The 16,868-nt window shown below is 59.7% G+C and carries 11 protein-coding genes; 7 read left to right on the forward strand and 4 right to left on the reverse strand.

Features of this window, described 5'->3' with window-relative positions:
- The first annotated feature begins 13 nt into the window (after positions 1-13).
- From AB8A50_RS29315 to AB8A50_RS29345, 7 genes are all read left to right on the forward strand, one after another.
- Positions 14-3,325: a carboxyl transferase domain-containing protein gene (locus AB8A50_RS29315; RefSeq protein WP_439079800.1), complete on the forward strand. Its 3,312-nt coding sequence runs from the start codon at positions 14-16 to the stop codon at positions 3,323-3,325.
- A 41-nt stretch (positions 3,326-3,366) separates the two neighbouring features.
- Positions 3,367-4,329 carry a hypothetical protein gene (locus tag AB8A50_RS29320; protein WP_439079801.1) on the forward strand — a complete coding sequence of 321 codons (963 nt, stop codon included), beginning with the start codon at positions 3,367-3,369 and terminating at the stop codon, positions 4,327-4,329.
- A gap of 146 nt (positions 4,330-4,475) precedes the next feature.
- Entirely contained in the window at positions 4,476-4,811 is a 336-nt protein-coding gene (locus AB8A50_RS29325; protein WP_439079802.1) for a hypothetical protein, read from the forward strand.
- Positions 4,812-5,008: 197 nt separating this feature from the next.
- A complete protein-coding gene (locus AB8A50_RS29330; RefSeq protein ID WP_439079803.1) occupies positions 5,009-6,748 on the forward strand; it encodes an adenylate/guanylate cyclase domain-containing protein in 1,740 nt (579 codons plus the stop codon).
- A gap of 18 nt (positions 6,749-6,766) precedes the next feature.
- Positions 6,767-7,951: a phosphatase PAP2 family protein gene (locus AB8A50_RS29335; RefSeq protein ID WP_439079804.1), complete on the forward strand. Its 1,185-nt coding sequence runs from the start codon at positions 6,767-6,769 to the stop codon at positions 7,949-7,951.
- 47 nt (positions 7,952-7,998) lie between these two features.
- On the forward strand, positions 7,999-9,993 hold the full coding sequence (locus AB8A50_RS29340; protein WP_439079805.1) for a S8 family serine peptidase: 1,995 nt from the start codon (positions 7,999-8,001) through the stop codon (positions 9,991-9,993).
- An 85-nt stretch (positions 9,994-10,078) separates the two neighbouring features.
- Entirely contained in the window at positions 10,079-10,732 is a 654-nt protein-coding gene (locus AB8A50_RS29345) for a Crp/Fnr family transcriptional regulator (RefSeq protein WP_439079806.1), read from the forward strand.
- Positions 10,733-10,940: 208 nt separating this feature from the next.
- On the opposite strand, the gene nadC is transcribed toward AB8A50_RS29345, so the two are convergent.
- The 4 genes from nadC to AB8A50_RS29365 are packed head-to-tail and all read right to left on the reverse strand — an operon-like array spanning position 10,941 to position 15,376.
- Complete coding sequence (gene nadC / locus AB8A50_RS29350; RefSeq protein WP_439079807.1) at positions 10,941-11,807, reverse strand: carboxylating nicotinate-nucleotide diphosphorylase; 867 nt, start codon at positions 11,805-11,807, stop codon at positions 10,941-10,943.
- Between the two features lie 14 nt (positions 11,808-11,821).
- Positions 11,822-13,351: an L-aspartate oxidase gene (locus AB8A50_RS29355; RefSeq protein WP_439079808.1), complete on the reverse strand. Its 1,530-nt coding sequence runs from the start codon at positions 13,349-13,351 to the stop codon at positions 11,822-11,824.
- Entirely contained in the window at positions 13,348-14,331 is a 984-nt protein-coding gene (gene nadA, locus AB8A50_RS29360; RefSeq protein WP_439079809.1) for a quinolinate synthase NadA, read from the reverse strand. The genes AB8A50_RS29355 and nadA overlap by 4 nt, the downstream gene beginning before the upstream one ends.
- A gap of 52 nt (positions 14,332-14,383) precedes the next feature.
- Complete coding sequence (locus tag AB8A50_RS29365) at positions 14,384-15,376, reverse strand: NUDIX hydrolase (protein ID WP_439079810.1); 993 nt, start codon at positions 15,374-15,376, stop codon at positions 14,384-14,386.
- Positions 15,377-16,868 lie beyond the last annotated feature (1,492 nt).

The following is a 16,868-nucleotide window of genomic DNA, read 5'->3' on the forward strand; positions in this document are numbered from 1 at the left end:
ACGGAGAGTTTTGATGCCCTTTCGCAAGTTGCTGATTGCCAATCGCGGCGAGATCGCCATTCGTATCGCGCGCGCCGCGGCAGACGCTGGCCTTGCCACCGTTGCCATATATCCAGCCGATGACGCGCTGTCGCTGCATGTACGGATCGCCGACGAGTCCACGGAAATCCCCGGCCGTGGTGCGCGTGCTTATCTCGACATCGAAGGTGTGATTGGTGCAGCGAAAGCCACCGGCTGTGATGCGCTGCATCCGGGCTACGGCTTTCTCAGCGAGAACGCCGATCTAGCCCGCCGCTGCGCCGAAGAGGGCATCACCTTTGTCGGCCCGTCACCCGCGGCATTGCAGCTGTTCGGCGACAAGGTTGCGGCCAAGCAACTCGCCAAGCGCTGTGGTGTGCCGATCATCGCGGGCACCACGGGCCCCTCGACGCTTGATGAGGTGAAAGCGTTCTTCACATCGCTCGGGAGCAATGCCGCCGTGATGATCAAGGCCATGGCTGGCGGCGGCGGCCGCGGCATGCGCGTGGTCGAACGCGCCGCAGATCTCGACGACGCCTATGCGCGTTGTCAGTCTGAGGCCAAGGCGGCCTTCGGCAGCGACGGCGTCTATGTCGAGCGTCTCATTCGCAATGCCCGTCATATCGAAGTGCAGATCATCGGCGATCGTCACGGCGATATCAGCCAGCTCTGGGAGCGTGAATGCACGATCCAGCGTCGCAATCAGAAGCTGGTCGAAGTAGCGCCGAGTCCGTCGCTGTCACACAAATTGCGCAGCCGCATCGTTGAAGCCGCCAAAAATCTTGCGGCGGAGGCGAAGTATGACAGCCTCGGTACGTTCGAATTCCTGGTCGATGGCGAGGTTGGCGAGGGCGATGGCGCCTTCGCCTTTATCGAGGCCAATCCGCGGCTGCAAGTCGAGCACACCGTGACCGAGGAAGTGCTGTCGGTCGATCTGGTGCGGTCGCAGCTCGCCGTTGCCGGTGGCGCCACGCTGGCGTCGCTCGGTCTCGATCAGGCCTCGGTGCCGAGTCCGCGCGGCTTCGCCATGCAGCTCCGCATCAATATGGAGACCATGGATGCCACCGGCGCCACCAAGCCGACCGGCGGCACGCTCGCGATTTTCGAGCCACCGTCAGGCCCGGGCGTGCGTGTCGATACGTTCGGTTATGCCGGTTACAAGACCAGTGCGGCCTTCGACTCGTTGCTGGCCAAAGTGATCGTCCACACGCCGTCGTCGAAATGGTCCGACGCCATAGCCAAGGGCACGCGGGCGTTACGCGAATTCCGCATCGAGGGCGTCGCCACCAATATCCCGTTGATGCGGGCGATCCTGGCCAACGCCGATTTCCAGGCCAATCGGATCAACACCAGCTTCATCGATCGCAACGTCGCCGATCTGGTCGCTGCCACACTGACAGCGGGCAAGCCGCTATTCGCCGCCAGCGGATCAACCGGTGATGCACGGACCTCCGCCGGCGTCGTACAGCCCGCGCCGGAAGGATCGATCCCGGTCGCGGCGCCGCTGCAGGGCACGGTCGTGTCCATTCCGGTGGCCGAAGGCGATGTTGTCAGGCCCGGCCAGCAACTCGCCATCATCGAATCCATGAAGATGGAGCATCTGGTGACTGCGGAGCAGGGCGGTCGCGTCACCCGGATCGCGGCATCCGATGGCGTCACGTTGATGCAGGGCGAGCCCATTCTGTATATCGAACCTCAGGACGTGGCCGGCGACCTCGCCACGGAAGAAGCCGATATCGATCTCGACCACATTCGTCCCGACCTTGCCGAACTGATCGCTCGCCAGGGTATCACGCTCGATGAAAACCGGCCCTCTTCGGTCGAGCGCCGGCGCAAGACCAATCAGCGCACCGCGCGCGAGAATATTGCGCAACTGGTCGATGACGGCTCGTTCATGGAATATGGCAGCCTCGCCATCGCCGGCCAGCGGCGCCGCCGCGCGGTCGATGATCTCATCAAGAACACGCCGGCCGATGGTCTGGTCGCCGGTACGGCCACGGTCAATGCTGCGAAATTCGGCGAGCACGAAGCACGCTGTATGGTGATCTCCTATGACTATACCGTGCTGGCCGGTACCCAAGGTCATATGAACCACAAGAAGATCGACCGCATGCTGTCGCTGGTCGAGCAGTGGAAAATGCCGCTAGTGTTCTATGCCGAAGGCGGCGGCGGTCGTCCCGGCGATACCGACCGGCTCGGCATGACGGGTCTCGACGGGCCATCTTTCGTGCAATTCGCCAAACTTTCGGGTCTCGTCCCGGTGGTCGGTGTGGTGTCCGGCTATTGCTTCGCGGGTAACGCTGCGATGCTCGGTTGTTGTGACGTTATCATCGCCACGAAGAACGCCTCGATCGGCATGGGTGGTCCTGCGATGATCGAAGGCGGGGGTCTCGGCGTTTATCATCCGGCCGAAGTCGGACCCGTCTCTTTCCAGTCACCGAACGGCGTCGTCGATATTCTCGTCGAGGACGAAGAGGAAGCGACACGGGCCGCGCAGAAATATCTGTCCTACTTCCAGGGCGCTGTGGCGGAATGGCGTGCGCCCGATCAGCGGCTGCTGCGACGCGCGATCCCGGAGAACCGGCTGCGCGTCTATGACATCCGCGCGGTGATCGATCTGATCGCTGATGAGGACTCCGTGCTCGAAATCCGGCGCGATTTCGGCGTCGGCATGATCACCGCGTTCATTCGTATCGAGGGCAAGCCATTCGGCCTGATTGCCAACAATCCCAAACATCTCGGCGGCGCCATCGACGCCGCGGCCGGAGACAAGGCGGCGCGCTTTCTGCAGCTCTGCGATGCATTCGACATTCCGATTGTGTCGCTCTGCGATACGCCGGGTTTCATGGTCGGGCCGGAGGCGGAGAAGACCGCGATCGTACGTCATGTCGCGCGTATGTTCGTCACCGGCGCGAGCATCACAGTGCCGTTGTTCGGCATCGTGCTGCGCAAGGGCTATGGACTCGGCGCGCAGTCGATGATCGGCGGCGGTTTCCACGCCTCGTTCTTCACGGCGGCGTGGCCAACCGGAGAATTCGGCGGCATGGGGCTGGAAGGCTACGTGCGGCTCGGCTTCCGCAGGGAAATGGAGGCGATCGCCGATCCGGTGGAGCGCGAGACCTATTACAAGAATAAGGTCGCTGAGCTCTATGCCAACGGCAAGGCGACCTCGATCGCGTCGGTGTTCGAGATCGACAATGTCATCGACCCCGCCGAGACGCGCCGCTGGGTGATGGCCGGCCTGCGTTCGGTGCCGAAGCCACCGCAACGCGAGGGTCGCAAGCGCCCCTGTGTCGATACCTGGTAGCCACAACGAACCGACGGCCCACATTCCCGGAGGAGTTTCCAATGATATCAAAAGCATTCGATACGGTGATTGAGGACGCCGGAAATGCACTGATCGGCCCATGGCGACAGCCCCGACAGATGCTCCATGCGCAGACTTACGACTCTCACGCATCCATCCACGACGATGCGACAGCACAAAAGCTCGGCTTCAAGGGCGGGACCATTGAGGGCCCGACCCATTTCAGTCAGTTTGCACCGCTCTGCGAACGATTGTGGGGCAAAGACTGGTTCGAGACGGGCTGTATCTCGGCGCATTACCGTGCTGCTGCCTTTGAGGGCGAGGAGGTGCAGGCCATTGTCGAAAAGCCGATCGATGGCGGGCATTATTGCACGATCAGGATGGTGAAGCGCGATGGCACCGAAGTGTTGCGCGGCAGTGCCTCAATCGGCCGCGACGCGCCAGCCTCCGCCCTCGACATACGGCTGACCGAACTGAAACCGCTGACAGATGCGGTGATCCTGCGCGACATCGCGGTCGGCATGACCACTGCGCCGCAGATCGTCCGGATGGACTACGACCAGAACATGGGCGAACTCTACCCATTCTCGCTGGCACAGAAGCTGAGGGTGATTACCGAGCCATCGCCATATTACGCGCCTGAGAGCGCAAGCGCATCACCATGGGGACGCGCAATCATTCCGATGGAAATGCTCAGCGTGTTGTTTCAACACGGCAGCAAGAAGGATCGTCTGCCGGTCAAGGGGCCGGCAGTCGGCCTGTTCGCCGATCAGGAAATCCGGTTGCTACGAGGTCCGTTGTTTGTTGGAGAAGACTACCGCATAGACCGAAAGGTCGTCGCGATGTCCGGCAGCAAACGCACCGAGAGTCTGTGGGTGCGCACCGAAGTCTTCAATAGCTCGAACGCGCTGGTCGCGACGATGCTGCTCAATCTGGCGACGCTCAAGGAATCCTACGCCAGCTACGACCAAGAATTCGCTGCGCTTCCTCGAAGCCGCGCGTAGCCTGATACGCTATCTTTGGTTCAAGGGGCGGCCAGGCCGGGACAAAGAGCGTCGGCAATCAGACAAAATCATCCCGGGATGTGACGCTCGTCACATCCACCTCCAGCGGGACGCAGTAAGGCTATGTGCCTTATCTGGAGGCAATCATGAGTGCATCGGAAGATAAACTGGAGCAGTCCTATCGTCGATTATACCATCGCTTGATGATCGGGGCCGGAGTGATTTGCGCCGTCCTCTTGTGTGCGATCGTGGTTGGGCAAACCGCCGCCGTCCCTGCCATCGTGAAGCAAATCGTTTCAGGCTTTAACGATATGCATCCGTCGTCAGGGGCGGAGGCGCCGTCGCTACGCGCAGGTCGCAGTTGTCGGCTGAAGAACTCCTGGTCTATGATCGGGATAGTACCATTCGGTCCGGCGGCAGGTATCGATGACAACGGCTGGCGTATCAAAGACGAGTCGCGTGGCGACGTGGTTGCAATCTAGTCGTCAGGAGCGGCGTCCTGAAATCGCCGTTGTTCAAGTCTAGCTAACAAGTTCTTGGCGGGCAAAATTGAGTGTGATCCGCCCGTGATACCGAGTTTGTGCGCATTAGTGCACAATGGTGCGGATCAGAACAGTGACCAGCGAGGCTGATGGCTAGATCAAGCGCTTCACTCGCATTCGAGAATCCGGAATGGGTGGTGCGCACACTGCTCTTCGTGGACGTGGTCGAGTCCGTGCGATTGATGGAAGAGAACGAGGCCAGCACCGTACAGCGATGGCGTAAACTCGTTAAAACGATAGATGAAGATATCCTGCCGCGGTTCGAGGGGCGGCTTGTAAAGAGCCTTGGGGATGGGCTCCTGATGGAATTCTCTCAATCTCCCCTCGCGGTGAAAGCTGCCTTTGCAGTCCAGAATGCGTGTGCGGTTATCAATGAAGGCGTTCCGCAAGATCAGTATATCCTCGTCCGTGAAGGAGCTCACGTCGGTCATCTTCTTGCCGACGAGCACGATGTTTACGGGGCTGACGTTAACCTTGCAGCCCGGCTCACAGGTTTAGCGGGGCCGGGAGAAATTGTTGTATCGGCCGATGTTCGCGACCAACTCGTGCCTGTATTGGATGCCGACGTCGAGGATTTGGGAGCTTGTTACCTTAAACATGTGCATGAACCCGTTCGAGCGTATCGTGTCGGCCCGCCAGGGCCGCGACCCGTGATCGAGCCAGGTGCTGTATCAATGCCGAAGTTGCGCGCCACTGTCGCGGTCGTGCCTTTTGCCGGGCTGGATGATGGTCCGGAACATCGGGTCATTGGCGAAGTGCTCGCCGACGAAGTCATATCCGCGCTTTCGCGTTCATCGGAGCTGAACGTCATCTCGCGCCTGTCGACGTCTGTCTTTCGCGGGCGGGATAGTTCGGTCGAGGAGATCAGTAGCTATTTGACGGCGAACTACGTTCTGTCGGGCTCTTACCGCAAGGCCGGAAGTAAGTTGCGGGTGAACCTCGAACTGGCATCTTCGTCGAATCTGACGATCGTTTGGTCTGACTCGTTCGTTTGTAGCGCGACAGCTTTGATCAGCGGAAAGGACGGTGCTGTCGCGGGTATTGTGACGGCGGTCAGCTTGGCGATCATGGCGCGCGAGCTTGAACGTGCACAGTCGCAATCACTCCCGACCGTCGAGAGCTACACGTTGTTGATGGGGGCGATCGCGCTCATGCATCGCCTTTCGATGCAGGATTTTGACAGATCGCGCCAGATGCTCCAGGTCTTGACCGAACGCATGCCCCGCCAGGCCGTACCATGGGCATGGATGGCCAAGTGGCACATATTGCGGGTCCAGCAGGGATGGACCGATGACTGGAGTGCGGATACGCAACTGGCGCTCGATTGCGGGCGGCGAGCGCTGAGTGCCGATCCGCGCTGTTCCCTCGCGCTGGTGGTTATGGGCTTTGCTCATACCAATCTGCTGAAACAATTTGACGTCGCGCAGGAGCAGTATGACCTCGCGCTGCGCGTCAATCCCAACGATGCGATGGCGTGGCTGCTAAAGGGAACACTTCTCGCCTTCAAGGATGCAGGAAAGTCGGCAGTCGAACACACCGAGCACGCGCTGAAACTGTCGCCGCTGGACCCTCACAGATACTTCTACGATTCCCTGGCCGCAACGGCTGCTCTCTCCGCCGGGCAATACAAGCGCGCCATCGACCTTGCGAACCGTTCGTTGCGCGCAAATCGCACGCATACATCCACGTTTCGCGCGCTGGCGATCGCGCAATGGCAGCTCGGCCTTCAGCAAGAGGCGCGCACGACGGTGACCGAACTGATGAAACTCGAGCCGGGCCTGACGGTCGCGAAATATCGCGAGCGTCACCCCAGTGGGGGATATGAAACCGGCCGCATCTGGTCGAGCGCATTGCAGGGAGCTGGTGTACCGAATTAGCAGAACGGGAGCGAAAACATGTGCACGATGGGTCCTGAAGGCGGTGCAGGAGGCGCGGGGGGCGCAGGCGGCGCCGGTGGTGCTGGGGGAGCGGGAGGTGCCGGAGGCGCGGGCGGTGCTGGAGCTGGGCCCTACGGCAGTTACGGGTCGCCGCTGGTTGCCGATGCACTCGTCAAGCACCGCGACGGTATCGTCGGAAGCTGGCTCGGTCAGACCGTCAATCGGTCGCCACGTGCGCTGGACGACAAGAAGAACCTCGCGCTCTGGGAGCCGTGGGTGCGGGCGGCGGTCATCGACTTCGAACTGCTGTCGCACCTCCATTTTACGAGCCACTCAGAGAGATTCAGCTATAAGCATCAGGGCAAGAACGTCTCCCGGACACCGAGCGAGAAGTCGGTCACGGTCTGGCAGTTCCACGTTCAAACCACAGCGACAGATCCGTCCCCCAAAGCGAAATCGAGCCGGATAGCGACTTTGATTCGCCCGCCGGTCGACACTTTTAAAGGACAGCTAGAGTTTCTGGATCAATATTCCGATCTTCGCGAGGATCGTGTTTCAGAAATCGTGACCCAGCTCGGTCCTCAATATGCGTTCTGGAGTTCGGTCGTGAACTTGCATCCGGAGCGCACCAAGAAGACGATCGAGCTGCTCGATGCTGCGCTTCGGTTTGCGACCGCGGTGGAAATGCGCATCAAGCATGCTCTGGCGTGCTGGCGACCATATGAGCTGTCGTCTCAGGTTCAACCGATCATTCTGACGCCGGGCCACGGGACATTTCCGAGCGGTCACTCAACCGAAAATCACATGATTGCGCGCATCCTGTGGGAGCTGTACGGGCGCGAACCGAAGCTAGGTGAGCAGTTGATGCGACAGGCGGCGCGGATCGCGGTCAACCGCACAGTGGCAGGTGTCCATTTCCCGGTCGACACTGCGGCCGGTCAGGTGCTTGGACTGTCACTTGCCCGCTATTTCATTCTGCGGGCGAAAGGTGGGCCGAGGTTCAACGCCTGGCGTTTTGACGGCGGGCGATACGGAGCTACTCAGGACTTCAATTTCCATGATTTCTATAACCCAGCAAATGGACAGGAAAAGCTGAGCCCCGTGATTGATCCGCCCTATGTCGATTTTCTCGCCTCCACGCCGCCAGCTGTATCACCGATTATGAAGTGGCTGTGGGACGCGGCGCTTGCAGAGGTGAAGTAGCTGCTGGGAAATGGCGGTAGGGCGATCGCATTCGCGAGGTGTGCGTTATGGCAGAACAACGGAAACGGGTTTCACCTTATCTGGAATGGGCAGTGCTGACGGAGTTCGCTTATCTCCCGGGTGAGTGGTTCTGGGTCTTGTTGGAGCTTGATGAACCCGCGGAAGCCTTTGCCCGTTCCGTCGTGCGCTCGGAGCTGGATCAGTTCATTCGAATTCCGGCGGTCTATCAGGGGGCACCACCCTCGCTGAGAGGTGTCGATCTAACATGCTGTATGGCGATTGCGAGACGTGAGGCTCTTTCCGCATTTGTTTCCGGCAAGGTATCGCGCGGTGACGCCAAACGGTTTGGGCCCCTGCTGTCCTCGATCAATCGAATCGAGCTTGGAACGCCGACGACGAATCTGTTCGAGAAGACTGAACCGATCGAGCAGCAGTTGCTTGCCACGAGTCCGTCGCGGCGGGCAATTGTCGCGATCATCGATGACGGATTGGCGTTCGCCCATGAGAGATTCCGCTTTCGGGATGGCCGATCGCGGGTGAAGTATTTCTGGAACCAGGATGATCACACAAATACAGGCATGCCGATGGGCTTCGGCTGGGGGCGCGAGCTGCAGGAGAACGAGATCAATCGGCTGCTGACGTCCTGCACGCATACTGGACTTCTGGATGAGGATGAGTTCTATCGGTTGGCCGGCCAGAAGCTGGTTGCTCGCCGCGCTAAGCACGGTACGCACGTCATGGACATCGCTTGCGGGCTCGATCCGAAACATGCGGCTCCCGAAGATCCCAACCTTCCCTATATCATCGGCGTTCAATTGCCGAAGTGGGTGACAGAGGAGACGTCGGGCGCATTCCTGACTCCGAATGTCTACGCCGCCATCTCCTATGTGCTCAGTCGTGCGGATCAGATCTCGGCCGCCGAAGGAACGGGGCCGATCCCTGTGGTCATCAATTTGAGTTATGGGACCATTGCCGGCGCGCACGATGGCACGTCACAGCTGGAAGCTGCGATCGATCAGTTGATAGCGTCACGCACCGCACCGCTCAGGGTCGTTCTGCCAGCCGGAAATCACTATCTGGCGCGATGTCATGCCTTGGTCGAACTGTCTCAGGCATCAGTCCCTGGCCAGTCGCCCAAGCGCTTGCGGTGGCGCGTGCAGCCCGACGATAAGGCCAACAGCTTTATGGAGCTCTGGCTGCCCAAACAGGCAACAGAGAAGTCCCAACCCGAAATCGCCATAAGGATTACCACTCCGACCAACCAGCGCAGTCCTTGGATTGGGGCTAACCAGAACTGGCAGTGGCGCATATCAGGCCAGCTCCGGTTTTTCGCGAAATACTATACTGCAGTCGGGGAGCGATCGCAGATATTCCTTGCTATGGCCCCCACGGCTGATCTCGGAATGCCCTCGCTGACCGCTCCGTCCGGGACGTGGCTGATCGAACTCAAAAACAAGGGCGTAGCCACGACAGTCGATGTCTGGGTTCAGCGCGGCGACACGCCATTTGGCTATCCGTTGTCAGGGCGGCAATCTCGGCTTGAAGACGAGAAGTATGTGCGCTTCGATCTTGCCGGGCGACCGGAGCAAGACGACGAGGGCTCCAGCCCGGTCAGGAGAGAAAGTACGATCAACGCATTGGCAACTGGGACGCACGCGATCGTCGTGGGTGCATATCTTCGCAGCGACAAGGCCGTCAGCGAGTATTCGGGGGCCGGAGGGCGCGCGACATCAGATGGCACGTCCCCCATCCGAAGCCCCGATGTGTCGGCAGTTGGAGACGAGTCGCCGGTGCACAGGAATCTACTTGCCGCCGGTACGCGCAGCGGTTCCGTTGTGACGATGAATGGGACAAGTGTCGCGGCTCCGCAGGTGACACGATTGATCTCAGAATTGATGATCTCGCAGCTTGCTTGCGATCGTCCGGACGTACAGCGCATCGCGAAAACAGGAGACACAAAGGCGCCAGGTCCCGGCTCACCATTGGCTGTACGGATCGGGGCTGGCCGGCTGGATCGGTGCGGACGTCCAAACAGACCTTAATTTTGGACCGGTGCGAAGCACAGGGAACATCGCGGTGTCGAAAGCGAAGGCAGCGAGATCAGCGGGCCGTCAGGCGGCCAGACGTATGAACACGATCTTCAGCGACCTCGCGCCCGAGACAGTTGCCCAGCTGTTTCATCGCGCGTCTTTCCAGGCCTTCGAACGAGGAGACTACATTTTTCGACGCGGAGACCCTGGGACGTGCCTGTTCGGAGTTGTGGAAGGCTCGGTGAGGATGTGTGCATCCTCTCCTGACGGTAAGAGCGCGGTGTTAAATCTGATCGGTGCCGGTCAGACATTTGGCGAGATTGCTGTTTTGGATGGCCTCGACCGAACAACGGATGCAATCGCGAATAGCGATTGTGAGATCTGGGGAATTGCGCGGCGCGATCTGATCCCCCTGGTTAGAACCGAGCCGGCTTTAGCTGCAAAGTTCATTGACTTGTTATGCGCGCGCCTGAGATGGACGAGCGAGCATCTGGAAGAGGTGATCCTTCACGGTCTCGAGGCTCGCCTTGCCCATATCGTCATAAAATTTGCGGAGCCGAATGTGCAAATGGATGGACCCCTTGTGGTGAATATGACGCAACAGAGCGTCAGCGAGATGGTGGGAATTTCGCGGGAGCGCGCAAATAAAATCATATCCGCTTGGGCCGATCGCGGCTGGGTTCTGGTCAAGAATCGTACACTTGTCCTTCTCGATACTCAGGCGTTGAAGAACGTCGCCACGCGAAGTTAGAACGTGACGGTGCTTTACCGATCGGATGTGCATTTTTGCGCCGAGCAGTGAAAAGATCTGATGCTTTCGATCTCCCGAGAGAAGCGGGCTAGAGGACGAAGACCGCGCGACGCGGGATCGACGAAGCTACTGGTAAAAAGTTGCAATCGGGATAGTTGCTGAGGCTTTCTGCTGATGTTGAGTTCGACCGCAACAACATCAACCTGACTCACATCTTCAAATCGTCCGGTTTAAAATCGAGCCCGATGTCGAGAACGCCGACGCTATGGGTGAGCCATCCGATTGAGATCAGATCGACGCCGGTCGCAGCGATGTGTGGCGCTGTCGCGGGCGTGATGCGGCCGGAGGCTTCGGTTACCGCCCGACCTGCGACCATCGCGACGGCTTCCGTGAGCGTCGGTGGACCCATATTGTCAAGGAGTACCGCGTCTACACCGTGATCGAGCGCCTCGCGCAGCTGATCGAGCGTGTCGACTTCGAGTTCGATCTTGACCAGATGGCCGACGCCATATCTTGCCCGCTTCAGCGCCTCGGTTACGCTGCCGGCGATGGCGACGTGATTGTCCTTGATGAGCACGGCATCGTCGAGGCCGAACCGGTGATTGCTGCCACCGCCAATGCGGATCGCATATTTTTCGATGGCGCGCAGCCCTGGCGTTGTCTTGCGCGTGCAGACAATTTTCGTCTGGTAGTCTCGGACCGCTGCAACCACAGAGGCAGTCGCCGTCGCGATTCCGCTCAGGCGGCACAGGAAATTCAATGCGACCCGTTCAGCGGTCAAAATACCGCGCGCCGGGCCGGTGATCGTGGCGATCACGTCGCCGGGCGCCAGGACTGCGCCGTCGTTGCGCTCGATATGCACCTCGATCGCGGGATCGATCAGTTGAAAGGCGAGTCGAGCGAGGTCGAGCCCGGCCACCACGCCGGGCTGGCGCGCAACAAGAAGTGTCGTGGCGCGTCGGTCGGCTGGCACGATCGCATCGGTCGTGAGATCGCCGGCTCGTCCGAGATCTTCGAGCAATGCCATGCGAACCAATGGCTCGATCATGACGTGGGGGAGCGGTGAGGGCGTCATGGCGATCCTTTGGGTTAGGCGACGAGTTCCGGGATGTCGTCTCGCGCGGCTTGAAGCGCGTCATCAAGGCGCAGCGTCGAACGCTGTGCCAGACTCGTGTGCTTCGGGAAGTCGGTGCGTGCATGCGCGCCGCGGCTTTCTTGGCGGCGCAAGGCAGCGATCACGATCATCAGGCCGACAATTGCGGGATCGCTTGCAGCTTGCTGCGAGATCGCGAGGGGATAGAGCGCGCGGGCGGCGGCACGCAGGCCTTCGCCATCGCGCAACACGCCTGCGGCACGCGACAGAACAGGGCGCACCGAACTTGGGTCGCTGTCTGTTACTCCACCGGGCAACATTGGCTGACGTCGCCGGGTGGAGGTCGTTGCGGCAATATTCTGGGCAACCCAACCGCCACACACGGCCGCCTCGAGGAGTGAATTACTGGCGAGCCGGTTTGCCCCATGCAGGCCGGTGCAGGCGGCTTCGCCGCAAGCCCAAAGACCGTCGACGGAGGTCCGCCCGGTCGGGTCAACCAGTATGCCGCCCATGTGGTAGTGCGCAGCGGGACGGACGGGGATCGGCTGCTTAACTGGATCGATTCCTGCGTCGCGACAAAGTGCCGTGATGGCCGGGAACCGCCGCGTAAAGTCGAGTCCCTTCACGCCCCTTGCGTCGAGAAAAACCCGATGCCCCCCCGCGATGTGCCGCCAGACGGCACGTGCAACGATATCGCGGGACGCAAGCTCGGCGCCGGGGGCACCGCCCATGAAGCGATCGCCATTCCCATCGACCAGGATCGCGCCTTCTCCGCGTACGGCTTCACTGATGAGTTTCAGTGGAGAGGACTTGCTGTCGAGCGCCGTCGGATGGAATTGGATAAATTCAAGATCGGCCATGACGGCGCCGGCGCGGGCTGCGAGCGCGAGACCCTGGCCAAAGGATCCAGCCGGATTCGTCCCATGCAGAAACAGACCTCCGATGCCACCGGTCGCGATGACCACACGATCGGTGGCAAAGAGCACGGGTCCTCGACCGATATGGCCAAGAAGACCCACCACCGCATTGTCCTCGACGACCAGGCGCTGTGCCGTAGCTCCCTCGATCACCGTGATCGAAGGCGTCTCACGGACCTTGCGGACCAGGGCTCGCATGACGTCCCGGCCTGTTGCATCACCCCCGGCATGGATGATCCGGTGGCGCGAATGCGCGGCCTCGAGGCCGAGGCCGATCTTGCCGCTGGCATCCCGATCGAAAATGACGCCGAGCCGCGCCAACTGTTCGATCGCGTCGGGCGCTGCGGCGAGGATTGAGGCCGCGATGGTTTCATCGCACAAGCCGTCGCCGGCGGCGAGCGTGTCTGCCAGATGCAGCGAAGCACTGTCATCCGCCCCGATACTGGCAGCGATACCGCCTTGCGCGAGTGCGCTCGACGATTCCGAGCCCAGCGGCGCGCCGGTCAGGAGCAGTACCGGTTGCGGCGCCAGCGCCAGAGCAGTCATGAGGCCGACGATGCCGCCGCCGATGATGACGGGAGCGCCGTTCGTATCGTGTAATGCTGTCATGTGACGGCCAGCATTCGTTCGACCGCGAGGCGTGCGCGCGCTGCGACACCGTCGTCGATCGTGACCTGATGCTGCATCGTCTCCAACGCGTGACGGATGTTGCCGAGCGTGATCGTCTTCATGTGCGGACAAAGATTGCACGGACGAATGAATTCGAGGTCCGGATACTGGATGGCGACATTGTCGCTCATCGAGCATTCCGTCAGAAGCACGACGCGCGGTGGTCGTTTGCTTGCGACGTAGGACGACATGGCGGCCGTCGAGCCGGAAAAATCGGCCTCCGCCAGGACGTCTGGCGGGCATTCCGGGTGTGCCAGTACGACGACACTAGGGTGGTTCTCGCGCAATTGACGCACCTCTTCGGCGCTGAAGCGCTCGTGCACCTCGCAATGACCGGTCCAGGTAATCACCTTAACATTGCTCTCGGCAGCGATGTTCCTGGCCAGATATTCGTCCGGCAGCATGATCACGCGTTCAACGCCAAGCGACTCGATCACCGCCTTGGCGTTGCCTGAGGTGCAGCAGATATCCGACTCTGCCTTCACCGCGGCCGAGGTGTTCACATAAGTCACGATCGGCACGCCGGGATAGTTTTGCCGCAGCAGCCTCACGTCCTCGGGCGTGATGGAGTCGGCAAGCGAGCAGCCGGCACCGCGATCGGGAATCAGCACGGTCTTCGACGGATTGAGTAATTTGGCCGTCTCGGCCATGAAGTGAACACCGGCGAGAACGATGACGTCGGCTTCCACGTGCATCGCTTCGCGCGCCAAAGCGAGGCTGTCGCCGGCAATGTCCGCGACGCAGTGGAAGATGTCCGGTGTCTGATAATTGTGGGCAAGGATGACGGCGTTGCGGCTTTTCTTCAACGCGATGATCGCGTCGATATCTTCTGACAGCATCGACCATTCGATCGCAGGGATCGCGTGGCGCACTTTCGCATAGAGATGTTCCGAAGGACGCAGTTCAGGTATCGACAGCATGTCATATACTCTCGTTGAGCATATGTTATACTGTAATCGAGTATAAGCCTTGTCAAGCCCCCGAGACGGGAAGTTTGGTTCCGGCGATGGCGCGTTCCGCAAGTACGGCGCGGCGAAAGCGGAAGAGTTTTGCCGGACGTCCGCCGGTGTCCTGGCTGGTTTCGCCAGTTTCCTCAACGAGTTCCTGCTGCTCGATCAGGCGGCGGAAATTCGGCTTGTGCACTTGCCGTCCCGCCAGCGCCTCAACACAGCGTTGCAATTGCAGCAGCGTGAATGTGTCCGGCATCAATTCAAATACGACAGGATGGTATTTGATCTTGGCCCTGAGTCTTGCAATTCCGGTGGCCAGAATCCGGCGATGGTCCAGGATCATGGGGTGACCCGGCGTGTTCGATAAAGCCGTATCGGTAGACGTGGATGTTGAGGAATTTCCGCGTGTCGCCTCGGGGATCAGTTTCGCCTCATATAGTAGTTCGTACCGCTGCAGAACCAGTTCCTCGTTCCAGCTGTGCTCTTCGAAACCGAAGAGCATTGCGACGCGCTGCCGGCGGGCGCGCTGCGCCGCCCGATCGGATGCTGCAGAAGCCCAGGCTTTGAGCCCTGGCTGCAGAGCTTTCTCCATCAGCGGCGGTGGGCCGTCACGACGATCCTCCCAGGGGAAGTAATCATACCAGCCGCGCCATCTGGCCTCGTGTGCGCCGAATGCCGGTTGTTCTCGTGTCAAGCCAAGATAGCTGATCGAGATGACATGCTGCGTAGTGGTGCCAGCACGATCGCGATCGGCAAAGGTGTAGAGCTGCTCGACATAGCCGAGCGGCAACCGTGTCTGCCGTTCGACCCAGGCACGTAGCCCCGATTGCAGCGAACGATGGGCGAGTTCGAAGGGCCCGGAGGGCAGGGCGCGCTGATCCTGAAGCGTTAGAACACGAGGCTCACCCGAGGTGACGGTTACCAGCACTGCAACAAGATCAGCCGCAATTCCTTGCGGTGATGACTGCGCTGCCAGACGCGCTGGCCTGGAATTGGGGCTGTCAAGCGGGTCCATGAGCTCGTCTGCTTAAGTGTTCGTAGGGACAGGGTGAAAGGCTGCATCGCGAATCCACACCGATATTTTAACATGAAGCTGCAACGCGACGCGCACGGCAATTACGGTCATCCAGACTTGAATGGGTCGCGTCAGCGCACTTTTCCGACGTGCCATCCCGGTTGCCAGTTGGCTTTATGAGGTCGCGTGCGGATTGCCGAGCTGATCTCCCAGGAAAAGCGAAAGCGCGACTGACCAAGGGTGACACCTTGTGGTCTCCCGCGGGAATCAGCATCGCGTTTGTAGGCTTCGCCGCTCCACAACTCGTGCTGCGATCGGAACCTAAACCTATTATTTCTGTCGGAGTTTGATAGGAATATTTATCGGTGCGTTGCAGGCTTTTGCTGTTTTCTGTCTGAAATAAACAGCCGGCTGTTTTTGTCCCGGCATAGGTTTCCGAGTGGCCGGAAAGGGTTTTCCGGCATTTCGGACGGGGGGGGGGCGGCGCTAGATGGATTACATAGACGATTTTCGGACAATCTTTGGTCCGTTCGGACAATGAACGGTGGCAGAGATATCTATCAGATTTCGACGACTTTCCCGATTTTTGGAAACAACCTCTGGGTAGGCTGACTGAGTTGACCGATTGGCAAAGAGACTTCGCTCCTTTTCAAAGCGGCTGTGGGATTCGAGACGATGCGGAAATTACCATTGATGAGGCCGGGTCTGGGCGAACTGCTCGACCACGTCCCGGTGCTGGTGAAGGCCTACGGGAAGTGGCCCAGCTAGGTTTACCTGTTCGTGATGTCGCTACAGGCCCCTTTAATGGCTGCGGCGGTCTCTTGGTTGGCGTGGAGGGGGGCACTGAGGCCGGCCTTCTTCCATTTCTGGCGCAGCACGCATGGTGATTGAACGTAGCGAAGATTGCCTCGGAACTTTCCCAACGTCCGGCTACCGAAAACACACAGAAGGGCGGCCGAGATGCTGGGTTGATTAGCGAATGCGTGATGCCACGGCAAAGCGAAGATATGCCGATACGCGGGTGTCACGTATGTGCCAAGATAAAATGGCTTATTAGGCTTCACCGACCGCGCGGTGAAAATTTGTGATGGATCTTTGGCGCATCGGTGATCACGGGCGCTGTGCCTCGTAGTGGCGACGCCGCTTCTGACCAAATATCGAGATTGTCCTGGGGATACCAGCTTGCGTTGGATTCGTGCTCACAAAAGCGAGTGGGCAATATGTTCGCTGACGAAACAGTGCCAATGGTACGAGGCGGATTTCGTCTAAAATTCATAGGCGAGTAGTAACATCCGAGCAGGCGGATAAAATATTCTGTATTTCGTTACCTTGAAAAGTTCCATCAGATATCTGGTGGGGTTTGTCCATCAACCATGATTACGCATGGTTGCTTACGGTTCAATTCCGAAGTCTGGAATGAAATTTGCACCGCATCAGTTATTGGATTGAGTTGAGTATTAGGAGGTAAAGATGGCGATGTTACACCGGCCTT

The organism is Tardiphaga sp. 841_E9_N1_2 (assembly GCF_051811065.1).
Lineage (GTDB): Bacteria > Pseudomonadota > Alphaproteobacteria > Rhizobiales > Xanthobacteraceae > Tardiphaga > Tardiphaga robiniae.